Source organism: Streptomyces sp. NPDC043812, from assembly GCF_056436245.1.
In genome coordinates this window covers 89,847-110,908 of sequence record NZ_JBWKCY010000015.1, presented here as the reverse complement: position 1 = coordinate 110,908, position 21,062 = coordinate 89,847, and the positions used below count along the sequence as shown (strand labels likewise).

General features: G+C 70.5%; 22 protein-coding genes and 1 riboswitch. Of the genes, 12 read left to right on the top strand and 10 right to left on the bottom strand.

What is annotated here, in order from left to right; all coding sequences use genetic code 11:
• Nucleotides 1–151: 151 nt before the first annotated feature.
• From AC067Z_RS22535 to AC067Z_RS22515, 5 genes are all read left to right on the top strand, one after another.
• A complete protein-coding gene (locus AC067Z_RS22535; RefSeq protein ID WP_478791365.1) occupies nt 152–433 on the top strand; it encodes a DUF3311 domain-containing protein in 282 nt (93 codons plus the stop codon).
• On the top strand, nt 430–2,064 hold the full coding sequence (gene mctP / locus AC067Z_RS22530; protein WP_478791364.1) for a monocarboxylate uptake permease MctP: 1,635 nt from the start codon (nt 430–432) through the stop codon (nt 2,062–2,064). The genes AC067Z_RS22535 and mctP overlap by 4 nt, the downstream gene beginning before the upstream one ends.
• Nucleotides 2,065–2,147: 83 nt before the next feature.
• Nucleotides 2,148–2,648, top strand: a complete 501-nt coding sequence (locus AC067Z_RS22525) for a GNAT family N-acetyltransferase (RefSeq protein ID WP_478791363.1) — start codon at nt 2,148–2,150, stop codon at nt 2,646–2,648.
• A gap of 53 nt (nt 2,649–2,701) precedes the next feature.
• Nucleotides 2,702–2,827: riboswitch (cobalamin riboswitch) on the top strand.
• Between the two features lie 138 nt (nt 2,828–2,965).
• On the top strand, nt 2,966–5,323 hold the full coding sequence (locus AC067Z_RS22520; protein ID WP_478791362.1) for a ribonucleoside-diphosphate reductase subunit alpha: 2,358 nt from the start codon (nt 2,966–2,968) through the stop codon (nt 5,321–5,323).
• Nucleotides 5,323–6,342, top strand: a complete 1,020-nt coding sequence (locus AC067Z_RS22515) for a ribonucleotide-diphosphate reductase subunit beta (RefSeq protein ID WP_478791361.1) — start codon at nt 5,323–5,325, stop codon at nt 6,340–6,342. Before AC067Z_RS22520 ends, AC067Z_RS22515 begins: the two co-directional genes overlap by 1 nt.
• A gap of 64 nt (nt 6,343–6,406) precedes the next feature.
• On the opposite strand, the gene AC067Z_RS22510 is transcribed toward AC067Z_RS22515, so the two are convergent.
• Nucleotides 6,407–7,144, bottom strand: coding sequence for a D-Ala-D-Ala carboxypeptidase family metallohydrolase (locus AC067Z_RS22510; RefSeq protein WP_478791360.1), 738 nt, complete (start codon nt 7,142–7,144; stop codon nt 6,407–6,409).
• Between the two features lie 171 nt (nt 7,145–7,315).
• Complete coding sequence (def, locus tag AC067Z_RS22505; RefSeq protein WP_478791359.1) at nt 7,316–7,948, bottom strand: peptide deformylase; 633 nt, start codon at nt 7,946–7,948, stop codon at nt 7,316–7,318.
• A gap of 226 nt (nt 7,949–8,174) precedes the next feature.
• On the opposite strand from def, the gene AC067Z_RS22500 reads away from it, so the two are divergent.
• Nucleotides 8,175–8,483: a hypothetical protein gene (locus AC067Z_RS22500; RefSeq protein WP_478791358.1), complete on the top strand. Its 309-nt coding sequence runs from the start codon at nt 8,175–8,177 to the stop codon at nt 8,481–8,483.
• Between the two features lie 24 nt (nt 8,484–8,507).
• Here AC067Z_RS22500 and AC067Z_RS22495 read toward each other — a convergent pair whose 3' ends face one another.
• The 7 genes from AC067Z_RS22495 to AC067Z_RS22465 all read right to left on the bottom strand — a co-directional run bounded on the left by AC067Z_RS22495 (nt 8,508) and on the right by AC067Z_RS22465 (nt 15,253).
• On the bottom strand, nt 8,508–9,506 hold the full coding sequence (locus AC067Z_RS22495; protein WP_478791357.1) for a tetratricopeptide repeat protein: 999 nt from the start codon (nt 9,504–9,506) through the stop codon (nt 8,508–8,510).
• 117 nt (nt 9,507–9,623) lie between these two features.
• Nucleotides 9,624–10,994: an HD-GYP domain-containing protein gene (locus AC067Z_RS22490; RefSeq protein ID WP_478791356.1), complete on the bottom strand. Its 1,371-nt coding sequence runs from the start codon at nt 10,992–10,994 to the stop codon at nt 9,624–9,626.
• On the bottom strand, nt 10,991–12,373 hold the full coding sequence (locus AC067Z_RS22485) for an HD-GYP domain-containing protein (RefSeq protein ID WP_478791355.1): 1,383 nt from the start codon (nt 12,371–12,373) through the stop codon (nt 10,991–10,993). The genes AC067Z_RS22490 and AC067Z_RS22485 overlap by 4 nt, the downstream gene beginning before the upstream one ends.
• Nucleotides 12,374–12,532: 159 nt before the next feature.
• Nucleotides 12,533–12,829: a mycothiol system anti-sigma-R factor gene (gene rsrA, locus AC067Z_RS22480; protein ID WP_478791354.1), complete on the bottom strand. Its 297-nt coding sequence runs from the start codon at nt 12,827–12,829 to the stop codon at nt 12,533–12,535.
• Nucleotides 12,826–13,491, bottom strand: coding sequence for a sigma-70 family RNA polymerase sigma factor (locus AC067Z_RS22475; RefSeq protein ID WP_478791353.1), 666 nt, complete (start codon nt 13,489–13,491; stop codon nt 12,826–12,828). Before AC067Z_RS22475 ends, rsrA begins: the two co-directional genes overlap by 4 nt.
• Nucleotides 13,492–13,739: 248 nt before the next feature.
• On the bottom strand, nt 13,740–14,375 hold the full coding sequence (locus AC067Z_RS22470; RefSeq protein WP_478791352.1) for an alpha/beta hydrolase family protein: 636 nt from the start codon (nt 14,373–14,375) through the stop codon (nt 13,740–13,742).
• Nucleotides 14,376–14,437: 62 nt separating this feature from the next.
• A complete protein-coding gene (locus tag AC067Z_RS22465) occupies nt 14,438–15,253 on the bottom strand; it encodes an SOS response-associated peptidase (RefSeq protein ID WP_478791351.1) in 816 nt (271 codons plus the stop codon).
• Between the two features lie 50 nt (nt 15,254–15,303).
• On the opposite strand from AC067Z_RS22465, the gene AC067Z_RS22460 reads away from it, so the two are divergent.
• The 4 genes from AC067Z_RS22460 to AC067Z_RS22445 all read left to right on the top strand — a co-directional run bounded on the left by AC067Z_RS22460 (nt 15,304) and on the right by AC067Z_RS22445 (nt 18,873).
• Nucleotides 15,304–16,059 (top strand): M50 family metallopeptidase, encoded by a 756-nt coding sequence (locus AC067Z_RS22460; protein WP_478791350.1) that lies wholly within the window; start codon nt 15,304–15,306, stop codon nt 16,057–16,059.
• Nucleotides 16,060–16,099: 40 nt separating this feature from the next.
• Nucleotides 16,100–17,437, top strand: a complete 1,338-nt coding sequence (gene aroA / locus AC067Z_RS22455) for a 3-phosphoshikimate 1-carboxyvinyltransferase (RefSeq protein WP_478791349.1) — start codon at nt 16,100–16,102, stop codon at nt 17,435–17,437.
• Between the two features lie 4 nt (nt 17,438–17,441).
• Complete coding sequence (rsgA, locus tag AC067Z_RS22450; RefSeq protein WP_478791348.1) at nt 17,442–18,455, top strand: ribosome small subunit-dependent GTPase A; 1,014 nt, start codon at nt 17,442–17,444, stop codon at nt 18,453–18,455.
• A gap of 94 nt (nt 18,456–18,549) precedes the next feature.
• Complete coding sequence (locus AC067Z_RS22445) at nt 18,550–18,873, top strand: DMT family transporter (RefSeq protein WP_478791347.1); 324 nt, start codon at nt 18,550–18,552, stop codon at nt 18,871–18,873.
• On the opposite strand, the gene AC067Z_RS22440 is transcribed toward AC067Z_RS22445, so the two are convergent.
• On the bottom strand, nt 18,839–19,486 hold the full coding sequence (locus tag AC067Z_RS22440; RefSeq protein ID WP_478791346.1) for a TetR/AcrR family transcriptional regulator: 648 nt from the start codon (nt 19,484–19,486) through the stop codon (nt 18,839–18,841). The genes AC067Z_RS22445 and AC067Z_RS22440 overlap by 35 nt on opposite strands.
• 136 nt (nt 19,487–19,622) lie before the next feature.
• Between AC067Z_RS22440 and hisN the strand changes: the two genes are divergently transcribed.
• Both hisN and AC067Z_RS22430 read left to right on the top strand, forming a co-directional pair.
• On the top strand, nt 19,623–20,423 hold the full coding sequence (gene hisN / locus AC067Z_RS22435; protein WP_478791345.1) for a histidinol-phosphatase: 801 nt from the start codon (nt 19,623–19,625) through the stop codon (nt 20,421–20,423).
• Between the two features lie 182 nt (nt 20,424–20,605).
• The gene (locus AC067Z_RS22430) at nt 20,606–21,004 is read left to right on the top strand and encodes a CBS domain-containing protein (protein ID WP_478791344.1); all 399 of its coding nucleotides are present in this window, start codon (nt 20,606–20,608) and stop codon (nt 21,002–21,004) included.
• Nucleotides 21,005–21,062: the final 58 nt, after the last annotated feature.

Genomic DNA, 21,062 nt, shown 5'->3' with positions numbered 1-21,062 from the left:
CCGCAACCCGTTGCGGCGCCATGGCACGTTTTGCCCACCCCGGCGTGAAGTCGTTGCCGTACCGATATGCGGACGGGGGGTGACGAGGCTCGAACGACTCGCCTAGATTTCCTGCGCATTACACAGGTGTCCAGTGAGGGGACGGAGCCGCATGTCCGCAGTGCCCGAGGCGCCAGAAGCGCCGGAAGCGCCCGAAGCGAAACAACCGGTCATCACACCGGTGCGCGTCATCATCGCCCTCTGTCTCTTCGCACCCTTCGTGGCGATGCTCTGGGTCGACTCCTACGCGAAGGTCGACCCGACATTTATCGGCATGCCGTTCTTCTACTGGTACCAGATGGCGTGGGTGTTCATCTCGACAGTGCTCACGATGCTGGCCTACGTGCTGTGGCGGCGTGACCAGCGCGCCCGCAAGGGGGGTGCGTCCCGATGAACAACGACGTGAACGGCGTCGCACTCGGCGTCTTCATCTTCTTCTTCCTGGCCGTCACGGTCATGGGCTTCCTCGCCGCGCGCTGGCGCAAGGCGGACAACGAGAACAGCCTCGACGAATGGGGCCTGGGCGGCCGCTCGTTCGGCACCTGGGTGACCTGGTTCCTGCTCGGCGGCGACCTCTACACCGCTTACACCTTCGTCGCGGTCCCGGCGGCCATCTACGCGGCGGGAGCGGCCGGCTTCTTCGCCGTGCCGTACACGATCCTCGTCTATCCGCTCATCTTCACCTTCCTGCCGCGGCTGTGGTCGGTGTCGCACAAGCACGGATACGTCACCACCTCGGACTTCGTCCGCGGACGCTTCGGCTCCAAGAGCCTGTCCCTCGCGGTCGCCGTCACCGGCATCCTCGCCACGATGCCGTACATCGCGCTCCAGCTGGTCGGCATCCAGGCCGTGCTCGACGTCATGGGCGTCGGCGGCGGCGAGACCACCAACTGGTTCGTGAAGGACCTGCCGCTGCTGATCGCCTTCGGTGTGCTCGCGGCCTACACGTACTCCTCCGGCCTGCGCGCGCCTGCGCTGATCGCCTTCGTCAAGGACACGCTGATCTACATCGTCATCGCGGTGGCGATCATCTACATCCCCATCAAGCTGGGCGGGTTCGACGCGATCTTCGCGGCGGCGGGCGACAAGTTCGAGAAGATCAACCCGGCGACGGACAAGCCGGTCGGCGCGCTGGTGCCCGGTGACCTCGGCCAGTGGGGCTACGCCACGCTGGCGCTCGGCTCGGCGCTGGCGCTGTTCATGTACCCGCACTCGATCACGGCGACGCTCTCCTCGCGCAGCCGCGAGGTGATCCGCCGCAACACCACCATCCTGCCGCTCTACTCCCTGATGCTGGGTCTGCTGGCGCTGCTCGGCTTCATGGCGATCGCCGCAGGCGTGAACGTGACCAACGGCCAGCTGGCGATCCCGCAGCTGTTCGAGAACATGTTCCCGGACTGGTTCGCGGGCGTGGCCTTCGCGGCGATCGGCATCGGCGCACTGGTGCCTGCGGCCATCATGTCCATCGCCGCGGCCAACCTGTTCACCAGGAACATCTACAAGGACTTCCTGAAGCCCGACGCGACCCCGGCGCAGGAGACCAAGGTCTCCAAGCTCGTCTCGCTGCTGGTGAAGGTGGGCGCGCTGGTCTTCGTCCTCACCATGGACAAGACCGTGGCCATCAACTTCCAGCTGCTGGGCGGCATCTGGATCCTGCAGACCTTCCCGGCGCTGGTCGGCGGTCTGTTCACGCGCTGGTTCCACCGCTGGGCGCTGCTGGCGGGCTGGGCGGTCGGCATGATCTACGGCACGGTCGCCGCGTACGGTGTCGCGAGCCCGACGCAGAAGCACTTCGGCGGCTCGTTGAAGGAGATCCCCAGCATCGGCGAGATCGGCTACATCGGTCTCACCGCCTTCGTGCTGAACGTCGTCGTCACGGTCGTCCTCACCTTCGTCCTGCGGGCGGTCAACGCCCCCGACGGCGTCGACGAGACGAGCCCGTCCGACTACACGGCGGACGCGGGCGACCCGGGTGTCAAGGTCGAGCTCCCGCCGGCCACGGCGGGTTCCCCCGGCGGTCACTGACCCACCGCACACCGAGGGCCGCTGCGTTTCCCGTCCGGGAAATGCAGCGGCCCTTCGCCGTGCTCTGCTGCACACTGCCGGGCATGGACATCACCATCAGGAGAATCGAACCCGAGCAGTACGAGGAACTCGGCGAGCTCACGGCGCGGACGTATGTGGACGACGGACTGCTGGCCTACGGTGCCGACGACCCGTATCTGCCCGCTCTGCGCGATGTCGCCGGACGGGCAGCCGCATCGGAGGTGTACGTCGCCGTCGACGCGGCGGACACCCTCCTCGGTGGCGTCGCGTTCGTCCCCGGAGGCGGGCCGTGGGCGAACATCGCCGGGCCCGGAGAGGCCGAGTTCCGGATGCTGGTCGTCGCCGAGCGGGGACGCGGCCGGGGCACCGGCGAGGCTCTGGTGCGCCGGTGCATCGACCGGGCACGGGAGGTCCCGGGGTGCGTGCGGCTCGTGCTGTCGACGGACGAGGTGATGCATGCGGCACACCGGCTCTACGGGCGCCTGGGCTTCGTCCGCACCCCCGAACGGGACTGGGAGCCGCTGCCCGGCTTCACCCTGCTGACGTACGCGCTGGACCTGTAGGCCGGCCCGCGACACAACATGTGGGGGGTGACGCAAGGCGCGCCCCCCACATGTATGCTCATCTCGCTGTCGCCGCAGGGGAATCCGGTGGGAATCCGGAACTGTCCCGCAACGGTGTGATTCGGTGCGCTTTGCCGTATCCGACAAGTCCGAGGACCTGCCGACGGTGCATCCGGCTCGACCGATCCGGATGCCGAGACGTCCGGGCCTCGCGGTTGGGCCGGTGGACGCCACGCGCCGTGCCGTTCCTCAGCGGACCCACGCCTGCCTGGCGCCACTCCCCCCGCCGGCCCAAGCCGAGCGAGGGAGAGCACCACGTGACCATCGCGCCAGCCGATCCGGCTTCAGCGACCGAACAGGACGGACCCGGCACAGTCCTGCTGCGGGCCCTGACGGACCTCACGGCCGATCTGCCCGACACCGACCCCGGCAGGGTCGCCGCCGCCGCTCTGCGCGGCCGGCACGCCGGGTCGGACGACGCGGAACTGCGCTCTCTCGCCACCGACGCCGCCGCGGGCCTGATCTCCGAGGACCCGGCCTACTCCCGGCTCGCCGCCCGGCTGCTGACCCGCACGATCGCCGACGAGGCGGCGGGCGAGGGCGCTGTGTCGTTCTCCGCGTCCGTCGCGGTCGGGCACCGCGAGGGTCTGATCGCCGACCGTACGGCGGCGTTCGTGGCGCTGCACGCGGACCGGCTCGACGCGCTGATCGACCCCGCCGCGGACGACCGGTTCGGCTACTTCGGGCTGCGCACCCTCTACAGCCGCTATCTGCTGCGCCACCCGATCACCCGCCAGGTGATCGAGACGCCGCAGCACTTCATGCTGCGCGTCGCCGCCGGCCTCGCCGAGGACGATTCGGTGCGCGCCCTGGACGAGGTCGCCGCGCTGTACGGGCTGATGAGCCGCCTCGACTACCTCCCGTCCTCCCCCACCCTCTTCAACTCCGGCACCCGCCACCCGCAGATGTCGTCCTGCTATCTGCTGGACTCGCCGCTCGACGAGCTCGACTCGATCTACGACCGGTACCACCAGGTCGCGCGCCTGTCCAAGCACGCGGGGGGCATCGGGCTCTCGTACTCCCGTATCCGCGCCCGCGGTTCGCTGATCCGGGGCACCAACGGGCACTCCAACGGCATCGTCCCGTTCCTGAAGACCCTGGACGCATCGGTCGCCGCGGTGAACCAGGGCGGTCGGCGCAAGGGCGCCGCCGCGATCTATCTGGAGACCTGGCACGCGGACATCGAGGAGTTCCTGGAGCTGCGCGACAACACCGGTGAGGACGCCCGGCGTACGCACAACCTGAACCTCGCGCACTGGATCCCCGACGAGTTCATGCGCCGTGTCGAGACCGACGGCGACTGGTCGCTCTTCTCGCCCGCGGATGTGCCCGAGCTGGTCGACCTGTGGGGCGATGAGTTCGACGCGGCCTATCGCAAGGCCGAGGCCCAGGGGCTCGCACGCAAGACCATCCCGGCACGTGACCTGTACGGCCGGATGATGCGGACTCTGGCCCAGACCGGCAACGGCTGGATGACCTTCAAGGACGCCTCCAACCGCACCGCCAACCAGACCGCCGAGCCGGGCTCGGTCGTGCACTCCTCGAACCTGTGCACCGAGATCCTGGAGGTCACGAACGACGGCGAGACGGCCGTGTGCAACCTCGGTTCGGTCAACCTGGGTGCCTTCGTCAGCGGCGACGGCATCGACTGGGAGCGCTTGGACGCCGCCGTCCGCACCGCCGTCACCTTCCTCGACCGGGTCGTCGACATCAACTTCTACCCGACCGAGCAGGCGGGTCTCTCCAACTCCCGGTGGCGCCCGGTGGGTCTGGGCGCCATGGGCCTCCAGGACGTCTTCTTCAAGCTGCGACTGCCGTTCGACTCGGCGGAGGCGAAGGCCCTGTCGACGCGGATCGCCGAGCGGATCATGCTGGCGGCCTACGAGGCGTCCTGCGACCTCGCCGAACGCAACGGTCCCCTGCCCGCCTGGTCGAAGACGCGCGCGGCCCGTGGCGTGCTGCACCCCGACCACTACAACGTCGAGCTCAACTGGCCGGAGCGCTGGGACACCCTGCGCGCGCGGGTGGCGAAGAGCGGGATGCGCAACTCCCTCCTGCTCGCGATCGCACCGACCGCCACCATCGCCTCGATCGCGGGCGTGTACGAGTGCATCGAGCCGCAGGTGTCCAACCTGTTCAAGCGCGAGACGCTCAGCGGCGAGTTCCTCCAGGTCAACGCCTATCTGGTGGAGGAGCTGAAGCAGCTGGGCGTATGGGACGCGCAGACTCGTGAGGCGCTGCGCGAGTCCAGCGGCTCGGTGCAGGGCTTCAACTGGATCCCGGCCGACGTCCGCGCGCTGTACCGCACGGCCTGGGAGATCCCGCAGCGCGGCCTGATCGACATGGCCGCCGCCCGCACGCCGTTCCTGGACCAGTCGCAGTCGCTGAACCTGTTCCTGGAGACGCCGACCATCGGGAAGCTCAGCTCGATGTACGCGTACGCCTGGAAGCAGGGCCTGAAGACGACATACTACCTGCGCTCCCGCCCGGCGACCCGGATCGCCCGCGCCGCCCAGTCGCAGGCGACCATCCCCGTGCAGCAGGCAACCCCGCCCGACGCCGACGCGATCGCCTGCTCTCTCGAAAACCCCGAGTCCTGCGAGGCCTGCCAGTAATGACCACCCCGAACACCGAGAAGAACCTGCTGGACCCGGGCTTCGAGCTGACCCTGCGTCCGATGCGCTACCCGGACTTCTACGAGCGCTACCGCGACGCGATCAAGAACACCTGGACCGTCGAGGAGGTCGACCTCCACTCCGACGTCGCCGACCTCGCCAAGCTCACGCCCGGCGAGCAGCACATGATCGGCCGGCTGGTCGCGTTCTTCGCGACGGGCGACTCGATCGTCTCCAACAACCTGGTGCTGACGCTCTACAAGCACATCAACTCCCCCGAGGCGCGGCTCTACTTGAGCCGTCAGCTCTTCGAGGAGGCCGTGCACGTCCAGTTCTATCTGACGCTGCTCGACACCTACCTCCCCGACCCGGAGGACCGCGCGGCCGCGTTCGACGCGGTCGAGGAGATCCCCTCCATCCGCGAGAAGGCCCAGTTCTGCTTCAGGTGGATGGACTCGGTCGAGAAGATCGAGCGGCTGGAGACGCAGGCGGACCGCCGCCGCTTCCTGCTGAACCTGATCTGCTTCGCCGCCTGCATCGAGGGCCTGTTCTTCTACGGCGCGTTCGCCTACGTCTACTGGTTCCGTTCGCGCGGTCTGCTGCACGGTCTCGCCACGGGCACCAACTGGGTGTTCCGGGACGAGACGATGCACATGAACTTCGCCTTCGAGGTCGTCGACACCGTCCGCAAGGAGGAGCCCGACCTCTTCGACGACGAACTCCGTCAGCAGGTCACCGACATGCTGAAGGAGGCCGTCGAGGCGGAGCTCCAGTTCGGCCGCGACCTGTGCGGCGACGGGCTGCCGGGCATGAACACCGAGTCGATGCGCGAGTACCTGCAGTGCGTCGCCGACCAGCGCCTGGCCCGCCTCGGCTTCGCCCCGGTCTACGGCTCGGAGAACCCGTTCTCCTTCATGGAGCTGCAGGGCGTTCAGGAGCTGACGAACTTCTTCGAGCGCCGCCCGTCCGCCTACCAGGTGGCGGTGGAGGGCTCGGTCGCCTTCGACGACGACTTCTGATCCGGCGCGTGGCACCGGTGCGGCCCGCATCTCTCACGGGGGGAGATGCGGGCCGCTCCGGCATTCAGATGCCGCAGCTGGACGCCGACCAGAAGCGGCTGGCGCGGTGGTCGACGTGGGTGTGGTCGCTGTGGCCCGGGTAGCCGGGGCCGAGGATTCCGTTGAAGCCGTGGTTGCGGGCCTGTTGGGCGAGCTTGCACAGCGAGTGCGGGCCGGCGCCGAGGTCGGCGGCGTCTCCGTACAGATGGCGGCTGCTCGTCGCCCCGCCGACCGCGTCGTTGCAGGCGTGCGAGCGGAAGCCGCTGGTCACGGTGACGGGCTGGTCGCCGAGTGCGTGCCGCAGCGCCTCCAGCTTCCACATGGTGCGCAGGGCGTTGGACTTGGCGGTCGCCGCGCTCACCGCGCCGCCCGCCCAGGTGGAGTTGCAGTCGTTGAGTTCGGCGTAGCTGAAGTGGACGGGTGTGCAGTCGCTGTCCTGGAGTGCGTAGATCTTGCTGAAGGTGGCCGGTCCCGCGACGCCGTCGGAGGCGAGTCCGTAGGCCGACTGGAAGCGTTTGACGGCGGCGACGGTGGCGGGGCCGTAGGAACCGTCGACGGCGAGGACACCTCCGGAGCCCGGGTAGCCGGCGACCCGGATCTGGAGCTGGGTGACATCGGCGCCGGACGCGCCCTGGGACAGGGTGCGCGACCAGGTGTAGCAGTCGTCGGCCTGGGCGGAACCGGCCGTTGCCACGACCCCCGTCAGCCCTGCAACCATGAGCATGACAAGGGAAAGCAGCAGTCGTACCGTACGTCTCAGCATCGGGTCTCCCTGCGGTGAGAGGGTGTGAGAGCGGTTCTCCGCAGAGACTGACGGGCCGGTCGACGCGCGTCAACCGCCCCTGGACTGCCGTCATTTGTCGGCCCAATGACGCCCGGGTGACGAGAAAGGGCCCCGCTCGGCGCGAGCGGGGCCCCGTACCGTCGGACGGGATCAGTCGTTGGGGACGACCTCGTAGCGCGGGGTGCCCTCGGCCATCTGCTTCAACGCGTCCTTGCGGTCACGCTTCGAGAGCCGGTCGATGTACAGGTACCCGTACAGGTGGTCCGTCTCGTGCTGCAGGCAGCGGGCGAAGTACCCCGTGCCCCGCACCTTGATCGGGTTGCCCTGGGCGTCCTGTCCGCTCACCACCGCGTAGTCGGGGCGGGCCAGCGAGGCGTAGGCGGTCGGCACGGAGAGGCAGCCCTCGTTGGAGTCGTCGAGGTGGCGCTGCTCCGGCGCCAGCTCCTCCAGGACCGGGTTGCAGACCACACCGGTGTGCCGCACGCCGTCGTCGTCCGGGCAGTCGTAGACGAAGACCTTCAGGTCCACACCGATCTGGTTCGCGGCGAGGCCGACACCCTCCGCCGTCTTCTGGCTGGCGAACATGTCGTCGATCAGCGCGGCGAGCTTGTCGTCGAACTCGGTGACGTCCTTGCACTCCTTGTGGAGCACCGGGTTGCCCACGACCGTGATCGGACGGGAGGTGCCACGCTCGCGATACGCCTGCTCCCGCTCCTCGCAGTTCTCCGTGTCGACGACGAAACCATCGTTGACCTGCTGGTCCGTCTCCTGCTGCGACGCCATGTCAGCCGTACGCCCTTCTCAGTACCCGAAGCCTGACCCGATGCCCGGTCACGCTGTGTCCGTACAGACTAATCCGTTGTCGGCGGCGGTCCCCAGGATCGATGAGCTCGGGGACACTTCCCGGCCTTCACCGGCATCGCCTGCACCCTGCGCAACCTGGGCAGCCGCGGCGTGACCTGCCGAAGACGGCTTGTCCCAGGCGGAGGCAGTCGTCGATGACCCGGACATGAGACCGGAAGTGCAGACGTTCGTCGCCGATGGCCCGCTTCCCGACCGGGACGCCGACGAAGAGGAGATCGACAGACGCGTTCAGCAGCTGGGTGCGATATCCAAGCCGGTCACGGCCAAGGAGGCCAGGGCACTGGTCTCCTGCTTCGGCCCGGACGACTGCTACGGCGTCGCCTGGACGCTCCTGCACCTCATCGAGACCGGCCCGAACCCGGTTCTGACCGCCCAGTCGGCACCCGAGGCCAACGAGTGGCACCAACGGCTCTACGACGGGGCCGTGCGCGGAGGTCTCGTCCCGACAACCTGACGGCACAGCGTCCACGGGCAGACGTCAGCAGACTTCCTCGAGGTCCCGCCACTCACGGGAGTCCGGGCTGTCGGCGACCCAGCCGTCCAGCAGTCCCCGCACGAGACCGGCGGGCGCTGCTATCCCGCATTCACGCTCCGGCGACCAGAGATCACCGGCGGTGCGGTGGCCCAGCGGGCCCGGATGGCCCGGCTCGCTGTGGTCGTGCGGGTCGAGATGTTCGCCCTCGCCCTCGGCGCTCGGCATCCGCCCCTCGGAACAGGCCCGGCACAGCAGCCGCACCGAGGACGACCAGTCCTCGGCGGCGAAACCGGCGTCCGCGGCAAGGCGCTCCAGCGCGTCCCGATCGGATTCGGTCGCCGCCTCGAGCAGCACCACCCAGGTGGGGACGGGCGACGGCGCCCACAGTTCGATCTCGTCGAAGACGGGGTAGGAGGGCCCGGCGCTGGTGGTCCGCTCCCCGTGCGGCACACCGTCGTGCAGTACGACCTCGCCCCAGCGCCGCCCCGAGGACGGCAGCGGAACGGACAGCACTTCTATGCGGGCCGGGTCGAGCCTGCGGCCCCACACCACCTCGGCCTCGCCCTCGGGCGACAGCCGCACGGCCGCGCTGCCGAGGTCCATCCCGACCGGCTCGCCGTTCGACGCGGCCCCTCCGGCCCGGGAGGGGCTCCCGGGGACCTTGAGCCCGTACGCCTGCCAGGCCCGGCGGGCCAGCGGCCAGTCCTGCAGGGCGGTGGCGGCGATGCCGACGTTCCACCAGTCGGGAGCGCCGGTCTCCTTGTCCAGCAGGGCGACCGCCCGCAGACCGGCGGCCCGCGCCTGCTCCCAGTCGTGCCGGAACTTGTGCAGCAGGGCCAGATTGAACCAGGACTCCGAGAGCCAGGGCTCGAGATCCGCCGCCCTGGTCAGCAGCGCCCCCGCGTCCTCGTACCGGCCGTCGCCGATCAGCGTGAACGCGCGGTCGGTGGCCTGCCGCCACGAGGCGGAGGGCCGATGCCGTACCTTCCCGAAGATCCTCACGATTCCCGCCTGCCGGTCGCTCGGGTCACTGCCCCGGACGCATGCCTGTGTGCCAGCTTCTGTGCCTTCTTTCGCATCCAACCATGCCCGGTCACAGGCGCGCTCATTACCCATGGGTTACCCCGGTGGCACCGGGGCCAGACCGCCTCGGCCGAGGACTCTGGCGAGCGATTCGACGACCGCCGGCTCGTAGTCATGACCGGTGCCGAGCCTCAGTTGTTCCAGTGCGGTGAGCGCCTCTCCCGCACTGCCTTCGCTTCCCCCCGTCAGGTCCTCGTATGCGTTCACGGCACGGACGATCCGCGCGGGGATCGATTGTTCCCGGTAGGGGTCGGCCTGCTGCTCCACCACCGCGGCGACCTCCGCGGGCACCCCGGTCTGGCGGACGACGGCCCCGCCGAGCAGGGCGATACGGCGCTGCTCCTCGACCGGCAGCAGGGCGGTGGCGCCGTCGGGGACCGGGTCGACCAGGGACAGCTGGCCGATGTCGTGCATCAGAGCCGCATGTTCCAGCACTGCCAGATCGGAGCCGGAGAGCCGCATCTCACGGCCCACGGCCGTGCTCAGCGCGGCCACCCTGCGGGCGTGGCCGGGCGGGGTGCAGCCGGCGATCTCGGTGGCGCGGGCGAGGGAGGCGATCGTCTGCCGGTAGGTCGTCCGGACCGCCGCGTACCTGTTGAACGACAGCTGTGTCAGCAGCAGCGGTACGCAGAACACCGGCAGCGCCCACAGCCCGGCGACAGCCACCGCGAGCGCCATCACGGCACCGGTCGCGCAGACGGCGGACCCTATGCCGGGCAGGGCGCGCAGCTCGTCGCGCAGCAGCGGCGCGAAGGGGTAGCCGGTACGGGCGCGCCGCAGCGCGGCGGCGAGCACCGCGTCGCACAGGGCGGTGAGTACCAGCAGCAGCACCAGGAAGAGGGCGTAGGAGGGACCGTGCCCGATGCGGCGGCCCAACTCACCGGAGTTGTACAGCGGTTGGAAGCAGGCTGCGGCGAAGCCCACGGTCAGCACCCGCCGGACCACATGGTCGAGGGCCGGTCCGTGCCCGCGTGCGACATGCGGCACCGAGCCGACGAGCGCGCCCGCGACGACGACGGCCACGACCTGGAGCACGCCGTGACCGGTGGGGTGCCCGGCGCACTCGCCGAGCAGGGCGTAGGCGAGGGCTCCCGCGGCACCGAGCGGCGCGGGCTCCCTCCCCCCTGACTCCTCGAGCAGGGAAGGTGCGCCCCCGCGCGGCACGGCGCCCCACCGTGCCAGCTCGCCGACGGCGATGAAAAGGCCGAAGGCCAGAGCGTGGCCGGGCTGTGCGGGGCCGTGCCAGGCGACCCAGCCGAGGGCGGCCGCCGTGATACCGACGGCGGCCGTATACACGGCGATGACGACGGCCCCGGGGCCGCGCCGCCCACGTCGGACGCCACCGATGCCGCGCCTCCGCACCGGGCGGCAGCCGTCCGCGGCGCCGAGCGGCCGCGCCGCTTTCATCCGGCCCGCACCTGGCGCTGCCGCCGCACGGCACCGCGGCGCGGCGGAACCGCCGGAGCACCACCGACGGTCTCGTCCGAGGTCACGGCCGTCTCCCAGCCCTCCCGCTCCAGCGCGCTCACGAGCGCGGCCACCATGCGCGGGTCGAACTGTGTGCCCGCACAGCGCTCCAGTTCCGTCAGCGCCGCAGCGACCGGGCGCGCCCGCCGGTAGGACCGCGTCGAGGTCATGGCGTCGAAGGCGTCGGCGACCGCGACCACCCGCGCGAACTCCGGGATCTGGTTGCCGACGAGCCCGTACGGGTAGCCGCTGCCGTCCAGCCGCTCGTGGTGGTGCAGGATCGCCGCCCTGGCCTCCCCCAGGAATCCGATGCCGCGCACCATCTCGTGCCCGTACTCGGGGTGCAGCTCGATCACCCGGCGCTCCTCCGGTGTCAGCGGGCCGTCCTTGCGCAGCACCCGCGTCGGCACACCGAGCTTGCCGACGTCGTGCAGGATCCCGGCGAACCGGAGCAGTTCCAGCCGCCCTGCCGCCATGCTCAGCTCGCGCGCGATGAGCACGGAGGCGCGTCCGACGCGTTCGCTGTGGCCGCGGGTGTAGCGGTCCTTGATGTCGACGGCCTGGACGAGCGCCCGGATCGTCGCCTGGTGCGCGGCGTGCTCACGGTGGTACTGGGCGAAGATCCAGCAGGAGATGTACATGGGCAGCAGCACGAACAGCGCGGACACCGGCCCGTAGGGACTGCGCCACAGGACAGCCATCATCAGTCCGGCGAGTCCGTGCACGCAGTGCGGCACGGGCGACGCGGGCAGCACCGCGCGCAGCGCCTTGAGCGGCAGCGCCTCCGGCCGACGCCCGCCGGGAGTGGGCGCCACCCCCAGCGCCGTCGCGCGGATGCCTCGGTCGAGGACGGTGACCACCAGGCAGAACGCGAGCGCGGCGGCGACTGCCGGGACGAGTACATAGGGGAAGTCCGGGGCGGTCAGGACACGTTCACCGCCGAGGAGGAGATACGTCCAGGCCGCCGCGAACGTCGCGAGTGCCAGCTGCGCGGCGCGCCAGACGCGCCGTGCCCCGGCAGCCGGCCGGTCCGCCTTGCCCAGCAGCGCGCCGGGGACGGCGACGAGCGCGGCTGCGGGCGGCGGCAGCAGAAACGCCGCGGCGAGCAGTACAGGGAAGAAGGAACCGGCGCCGACGGGCACCGACCGGCCGAGATGGCGGCAGCGGGCGGGCAGCTCGCACGCCGCGTACAGCACGGCGAGCAGCAGCACCGCGGTCCAGGGCGCCGTGGGGTCCGTCACGGCCGGAGCCGCGCAGGCCGCGGCGCACAGGACGGCGCTCGCGATGACGGCACGCGCCGCCTTCGGTATGGCCGTCACTGCCCAGCCCCCTCCTCAATTCCCGCGCAACGCTAGCGAGATGCGGGGCGAGGAGCGGCGGTACGCGAACCGTTCGCACGTATGGGTGAACATCACGAGAGGCACGCCGCGTCGTGCGGCGTGCCTCTCGTGATGTCCACCGGTCCGCGACCGGCCCGGTCACTCCTGTGCGGTCGCCACGTCCTTGTCGGGGACGGCCTGGCCCGAGCGGATGAGGTCGATCCGCCCCATCACCTTGGCCCGCAGGTCGCTGGGCACGTCGTCATGCCCGCAGCACCGTTTGACCAGCTTCTTCACGGCCTGCTCCAGGCCGTACTTCTCCAGGCACGGGGAGCACTCCTCGAAGTGCACCTCGAACTTGGTGCAGTCACTGTCGGGCATCTCGTGGTCGAGGAACTCGTAGAGGTGGTCCAGGACCTCTGAGCAGTCCGTCTCGTGCGGCTCTCCGCAGCTCATGAGCCCGAACCTTTCGCTTCGTTCGACTCCCCCGCACCGGCCGGGACGAGCCCGCGGTCGCGGGCGTAGTCCTCGAGCATGCCGCGCAGTTGGCGGCGACCCCGGTGCAGGCGGGACATCACCGTCCCGATGGGTGTACCCATGATGTCCGCGATCTCCTTGTACGCAAAGCCCTCTACGTCGGCAAGATAGACCGCGATCCGGAACTCCTCGGGGATGGCCTGCAGCGCTTCCTTCACGTCCGAGTCCGGCAGGTGGTCGAGTGCCTGGGACTCCGCGGAGCGCAGCCCCGTCGACATGTGCGACTCGGCGCGCGCGAGCTGCCAGTCCTCGATCTCCTCCGCGGCGCTGCGCTGGGGTTCGCGCTGCTTCTTGCGGTAGGAGTTGATGAACGTGTTGGTGAGAATGCGGTACAGCCATGCCTTGAGGTTGGTGCCCTCGCGGAACTGGTGGAACGATCCGTACGCCTTGGCGTACGTCTCCTGAACGAGATCCTCGGCGTCGGCCGGATTACGCGTCATGCGCAGTGCGGCCGAGTACATCTGGTCGAGGTAGTCGAGGGCGTCCCGCTCGAAACGGGCATTGCGCTCAGCGGCCGTCTCCTCGGACTGCTCCGCCCGGCCGTCGTCGGTCCCTGCGTCGGTCCCAGTGACCGGACCCACCTCCTCCAACGCTGTGGCGGAGCCGAATGCGGACCCGCTCGAATCGGAGAATAGTCGACCATGCTGCGACGGGGCGTGCCGATCCTCACCGCCCGCTGCAGGAACCGGCCCGCTCTTGCCCTGCGACAGCACCGTCCAGTCCAACCCACTGGTGCGCTCGGCTGTCGGGCAGAAGGTCGTACCCATGCGGCGGACTCCCTACTCCATGCTCTGTACTGACACCCGGCACAACAGCGCTGTGCGGTGTCTCATTCCCGGAGCCCGGCCGTCCACTGCGTCACAGCGTCCGTGATGGTTCGCAGGGTCTCGGCCGCCTCGATCCCTGCCCTCTTGGGCACCGCGAAGCCGTGATCCCCGTACGGGACTTCCACGAGTTCGTAGGCGCCGTCGGGAAACTCACCGGGCTTCCCGAACGGGTCGTTGCCGCCCTGGACGACCAGCGTGGGGACCCCCGCGCCGAGAAGTTCGTCCGCGCGGGACTTCTCCGGGCGGCCGGGCGGGTGCAGCGGGAAGCTCAGGGCGAGCACCCCGACGGCGCCGAGTTCGACGGCCGTACGGCAGGCGACACGTGCGCCCGCGCTGCGGCCGCCGGCGACGACCGGCAGCCCGGTCCTGGCAAGGGCGGGCCAGAGGCCGCGCCAGCCGGTGTCGAGCGTGCGGGGCGCGGGGGCGACCTTCTTCCCGGCGACGCGCCAGGGCTGCTCGACCAGCGCGACGGTGACGCCGTGCGCGGGCAGCGTGTCGGCGATCGCCCTCAGATCCCGGGCCTCGATCCCCCCGCCGGCGCCGTGCCCGAGCGCCAGGACGAGCCCCGGCCTCTTCCCGGGCACCCAGGTGATACGGGCGTCCCCGCCCTCGACTGCGACGATCTCTTTCCGCTCCACCCGGTCATTCTCGCGCGGCGGCACCGAATGCCGCGCAGGCCCGCCCGGCGTGTGGGGAGCGGTCAGAACAGCAGCGCCTCCTCGGGCCCCGCCAGCTCCTCCAGCAGCTCCGGCCCGTTGTTGCGCACATTGCTGACCGCCGTCGTCACCGCGTACGCCCGCATCAGACCCTCCGGCGGCGGCTGCAGCATCGTCTGCAGTTCGTCGAGGTCGGTGCGGGACGGGTCAAGCCAGGCGTCCCACCGGTCGGGCGTCAGCATCAGCGGCATCCGCGGGTGGATGTCCGAAAGCGACTGCGGCCCCTCCGCAGGGGCGACCCCGAGCGGTCCCGTCTCCGCCTCCGTCGTGATCACCGAGCAGGTCACCCACCAGGCCTGGGGGTGGCCGTCGGGCAGCGTCCGGTCGCGCCAGAACTCGTACAGCCCCGCCATGGCGAACACCGACCCGTCCGCGGGGGTCACGAAGTACGGCTGCTTGCGGGCACGCTTCTTCTTTCCCTCGACCTCCAGCTCCCGCTCCCCCGCGGCGGTCACCCACTCGTAATAGCCGTCGGCGGGCAGGATGCAGCGGCGCGAGACGAAGGGGCGGCGGAAGGACGGCTTCTCGTGCACCGTCTCGGCACGCGCGTTGATCATCCGCGCGCCGCCCTCGGGCGTCTTGGACCAGGACGGCACGAGCCCCCACTTCAGCGCCCTCAGCTGGCGAACCGGGCGCCGGTCATCGGCGTCCTTAACAGGGCGTTCGAGGATCGCGTAGACCTCCTTGGTCGGGGCCACGTTCCAGTCGGGTGCCAGGGCCTCCTCCGGCTCCCACTTCTCGACCTGGAACATCCCCGCGAGATCCTCGGGCCTACGACTGGCTGCATACCGTCCGCACATAAGTGCCAGACTGCCACTTCCATACGCCGCCCGAGGGAGCCGCCCGAGAAATGGTCACCACCGAACCGGTCACCGCGCCGTCCGTCACGGTCCTGGGCAGTGCCCCGCTCGCCGACCTGTGGGACCGCGTGTTCGGCACGCAGGCCGCCCCCGAGGTCTGGCTGGTCGTCGTCACCGGCCTGGTGGCGCTCGCGGCCGTCATACCGAACGCCCTGTGGCGAGTCTCCCGGAACGCCGTGACCATCGCGCACGAGGGCGGCCACGGCCTGGTCGCCCTGCTGACCGGCCGCTCGCTGCAGAGCATCCGGCTCCACTCGGACACCAGCGGGCTCACCGTGAGCCGCGGCAAACCGACCGGCCTCGGGATGATCCTGACCGCCGCCGCCGGGTACACCGCCACCCCGCTGCTGGGCCTGGGCGGCGCCTGGCTGCTCGCCGCACACCACATCACGCTGCTGCTGTGGGTGGCGACGGCGCTGCTGCTGGTGCTTCTGGTCATGGTCCGCAACGCGTACGGGGTACTGACCGTGACGGTCACCGGCGCGGCGTTCCTGCTGGTGTCGTGGCTGACGGAGCCCGAGGTGCAGTCGGCGTTCGCGTACACCGCGGTCTGGTTCATGCTCCTCGGCGGCGTACGGCCGGTGTTCGAGCTGCAGTCCAAGCGCCGGTACGGCGGCGCGCCGGACTCGGACGCGGATCAGCTCGCCCGGCTCACCCATGTGCCCGCCGCGGTGTGGCTGGGGTTCTTCCACCTGGTGGCGTTCTGTTCGCTCATCGGCGGCGGCCGCTGGCTGCTCGGCCTCTGACCTCGAAGGCGCCGGGCGTCGAGCCACTAAAGTGATGGCCATGACCGAAAGCGCCGTGCACCCTGCCCTGTGGCCCGCCCCCTTCGCGACCGGAGCCGTCGAAGCGACGGTCACCGTGCCCGGCTCGAAATCGGTGACCAACCGGGCGCTGGTGCTGGCAGCCCTGGCCGCCGAGCCGGGCTGGCTGCGCCGACCGCTGCGCTCCCGCGACACCCTGCTGATGTCCGCCGCCCTGCAGGCGATGGGCGTCGGTATCGAGGAGACCGTCTCGTCCAGCACCACGGGCGGCGCGGGCGAGGCGTGGCGCGTGATCCCCTCCGGTCTGCACGGCCCCGCCACCGTCGATGTCGGCAACGCCGGCACGGTCATGCGGTTCCTTCCTCCGGTGGCCGCGCTCGCGGACGGACCGATCCGTTTCGACGGCGACCCCCGGTCCTACGAGCGCCCGCTGGGTGGGGTGATCGGGGCGCTGCGCACGCTCGGTGCCCGCATCGAGGACAACGACCGCGGGGCGCTGCCCATGACGGTCCACGGCGGCGGCGCGCTGGACGGCGGTCCGGTGCGGATCGACGCCTCGTCGTCGTCCCAGTTCGTGTCCGCGCTGCTGCTGTCGGCGCCCCGCTTCAACCAGGGTGTCGAGGTGCGTCACGTCGGCGGCCGGCTGCCCTCCATGCCGCACATCCGGATGACCGTCGACATGCTGCGCGCGGTCGGGGCGCAGGTCGACGAGCCGGAGACGGGCGGGGAGCCCGATGTGTGGCGGGTGTCGCACAGCGCACTGCTGGGGCGCGACCTGACGGTGGAGCCCGATCTCTCCAACGCCCAGCCGTTCATGGCGGCGGCGCTGGTGACGGGCGGCCGGGTCACCATCCCGGACTGGCCCGAGCGCACCACCCAGCCCGGTGACGCGCTGCGCGAGATCTTCACCGAGATGGGCGGTTCCTGCGAGCTGACGACGACGCCTGACGGTACGGCACTGGTGTTCACCGGCAGCGGCCGCATCCACGGCATCGACGTGGACCTGGGCGAGGTCGGTGAGCTGACGCCGGGCATCGCGGCGGTCGCCGCGCTGGCCGACTCGCCGTCCACCCTGCGGGGCGTGGCGCATCTGCGGCTGCACGAGACGGACCGGCTGGCGGCGCTCACCAAGGAGATCAACGAGCTCGGCGGCGATGTCACCGAGACCGAGGACGGTCTGCACATCCGTCCGCGTCCGCTGCACGGCGGTGTCTTCCACACCTACGACGACCACCGGATGGCGACGGCCGGTTCGGTCATCGGGCTCGCGGTGAAGGACGTACAGATCGAGAACGTGGCGACCACGGCCAAGACGTTGCCGGACTTCCCGCAGATGTGGGCCGAAATGCTCGGGGCCTGAGGTCATGCGCCGCTACGGCAAGCACACCGACGAGGACGACATCCGGTCCCGCCCGAACCGCAAGGGCAACCGTCCCCGGAGCACCAATCGCCCCAAGCACGAGGATGCCCTGGAGGGCATGGTCCTCACGGTGGACCGCGGCCGGCTGACATGTCTGGTCGACGACCGTGTGGTCATGGCGATGAAGGCCCGTGAACTGGGCCGCAAGGCGGCGGTCGTCGGGGACCGGGTCGGCATCGTCGGTGATCTGTCGGGCGCGAAGGACACGCTGGCGCGGATCGTGCGGATCGAGGAGCGCCGCTCCGTGCTGCGACGTACGGCGGACGACGACGATCCGTTCGAGCGCGTGGTCGTGGCCAACGCGGACCAGCTCGCGATCGTCACCGCGCTCGCCGATCCCGAGCCGCGTCCCCGGCTGATCGACCGCTGTCTGGTCGCGGCGTACGACGGCGGTCTGACGCCGCTGCTGGTGCTGACCAAGTCGGATCTGGCGACGCCGGACGAACTGCTGGAGATGTACGGGGCGCTGGGTGTGCCCCATGTGGTCACCACCCGCGAGGAGTTCGTGGACGGGCTGGCGGCCGACCGGGTCCGCGAGTATCTGGTCGGCCGGACGACGGCGTTCGTCGGTCACTCCGGCGTCGGCAAGACGACGCTGGTGAACGCCCTGGTACCGAAGGACATGCGGCGCTCCACGGGGCACGTCAACGCGGTCACCGGCCGTGGCCGGCACACCACGACGTCGGCACTCGCCCTGCCGCTGGCGTCCGAACGGGGCGGCTGGGTGATCGACACCCCGGGTGTGCGGTCCTTCGGGCTGCACCACGTCGACCCGTCCCGCGTCATCCTCGCGTTCCCGGATCTGGTGCCGGGTACGGAGGGCTGCCCGCGGGCCTGCTCGCACGACGAGCCGGACTGCGCGCTGGACGACTGGGTGGCCGAGGGCCATGCGGATCAGGCGCGGCTGTACTCCCTGCGCCGGCTGCTCTCCACGCGGGAGCGACGCGAAGGCGACTGAGTTGTCCGCGTTTGCGTTCCCCGACACTTGGTAAGTGCATAATCGCACCAAGTCAGACCAAGCAGTCACCGACGACGCGGGAGGCCGAAGACCAATGGCGTGGCTGCTGGTGGTGGTCGCCGGATTCCTCGAAACAGGCTTTGCGGTCTGTCTCAAGCTGTCGCACGGCTTCACCCGACTGTGGCCGACGGTCGCCTTCGCCGCGTTCGCCCTGGGGAGTTTCGGCCTGCTCACGCTGTCTCTGAAGAAGCTGGACGTGGGGCCGGCGTACGCCGTGTGGACGGGGATCGGCGCGGCCGGCACGGCCATCTACGGCATGATCTTCCTCGACGATCTGGTGTCCGCTCTCAAGATCATCTCGATCACCCTGGTGATCGTCGGCGTCATCGGCCTGCAGCTCTCGGGCTCCTCTCACTGACACCGCCGCCGACCGCCGTCCGCACCAGCTGGGCGACGCCCTCGCCGACCGGCGCGATGACGTAGGACAGCGCCAGGCGTACGGCGAGTTCGCAGCGCTGCGGCAGATCGGCCGGATCGTCGGTGGTCCGCCCGTCCCGCGCCCGGCGCGCATGGGCGACGGCCGCGAGCGACCTGTCGCGTACGGCGGTGAGCAGTTCGGCAGGGGCGGGCAGTCCGGCGTCCGCCCGCCGCTGAGCCGGCACCCCGGACAGGACAGCACCCTCGCGCACCGGCCGTGGTGCAGGCAGCCGTTCACCCCAGCACCCGGTGAGCAGAGCGCGCAGCACGGGCCGCGCCCTCGCCTCGCCGACGGTCCACTCAGCGAGGGAGACGAGCCGGTCGGCGGCTGCGACGCGCTGGGCCAGCAGCCGCTCCACACCGCGCAGATAGGTGTCGGCCTCGCGCCGCGCGAGGGCGCGGGCGAGTCCGTCCTTGCTGCCGAACTCGTTGTAGAGGGTCTGGCGGGAGACGCCGGCGGCACCGGCGATGTCGACCATCCGCACACCGGACCAGGGCAGTTCGCCGAGTGCCGCGAATGCGGCGTTCAGCAGTGACTCACGGGCTGCGGGCATCATCGTCTCCCCGGCCGGGCGGTTTGCGCACAGGGTTGACGGGCCGGCCGGCACTGTCAATAGACACGGCAGGCGGCTCCGTGGGCCGTCACTGCCGCCCGGGAGCGTTCGAGCCTGCACCGATAGAGTGGCGAACATGCCCGACTACCACGATGATCTGCGCCTCGCCCATGTCCTCGCGGACGCCGCCGACGCCACCACGATGGATCGGTTCAAGGCACTGGACCTGAAGGTCGAGACGAAGCCGGACATGACACCGGTCAGTGAGGCCGACAAGGCGGCCGAGGAACTGATCCGCGGGCATCTGAAGCGTGCGCGCCCTCGCGACGCCATCCTGGGCGAGGAGTTCGGCATCGAGGGCACGGGTCCGCGCCGCTGGGTGATCGACCCGATCGACGGCACGAAGAACTATGTGCGCGGGGTGCCGGTGTGGGCGACGCTGGTCTCGCTGATGGAGGCGGGCGAGGGTGGTTACCAGCCGGTGGTGGGTGTGGTGTCGGCACCGGCACTGGGCCGGCGCTGGTGGGCGGCCAAGGGCGCGGGCGCGTACACGGGCCGCAGCCTGACCTCGGCGACGCGGCTGCATGTGTCGAAAGTCGAGCGGATCCAGGACGCGTCGTTCGCGTACTCCTCGCTGAGCGGCTGGGAAGAGCAGGGGCGGCTCGACGGCTTCCTCGATCTGACCCGGGCATGCTGGCGGACCCGCGGTTACGGCGACTTCTGGCCGTACATGATGGTCGCCGAGGGTTCGGTGGACATCGCCGCGGAGCCCGAGCTCTCCCTGTGGGACATGGCCGCTCCGGCGATCGTGGTCCAGGAGGCGGGCGGTTCGTTCACCGGCCTCGACGGCACTCCCGGACCGCACAGCGGCAACGCGGCGGCCTCCAACGGGCTGCTCCACCGCGAGCTGCTGGGCTATCTGAACCAACGGTACTGATCCGGCCACGGTCACCCCGGGGGCGTACGCCCCCTGCGACCAGCCGCTTTCGCACCCGCCCCAACGGGCCATGTGCGCCCCCTTGCTGCCTGCGTGCGGGGCTGCGACTCTAAGAGTCCCCCCACTTGTGAACTTGTGAATCGGTTCTCCAGCGGCCGATCACCAAGGAGGTGGCTCCGTCCATGCTCGTCCGTGACGCCATGAGCACGGTGGTCCTCACCATCGGACCCGCACACACACTCCGCCAGGCGGCCCGGCTGATGGCCGCGCGACGCGTCGGCGCGGCGGTCGTCCTCGACGGCGACTCCGGGCTCGGGATCCTCACCGAGCGCGACATCCTCAACTCGCTCGGCTCCGACCAGAACCCCGACCTCGAGACCGCAGGGACCCACACCACCACCGACGTCGTTTTCGCCGCACCCTCCTGGACCCTGGAGGAGGCGGCCGAGGCAATGGCGCACGGCGGCTTCCGCCACCTGATCGTGATGGACGGCGGCGGCCCGGTGGGCATCGTCTCCGTCCGCGACATCATCCGCTGCTGGGCACCCGCCCGGCGCCACGCCGACACGGTCGTCGGCTGACCGAGCACCGCACGTGAGCACCGAGCGCAGCTCGGGCACACAAACACGGAGGGCCGGC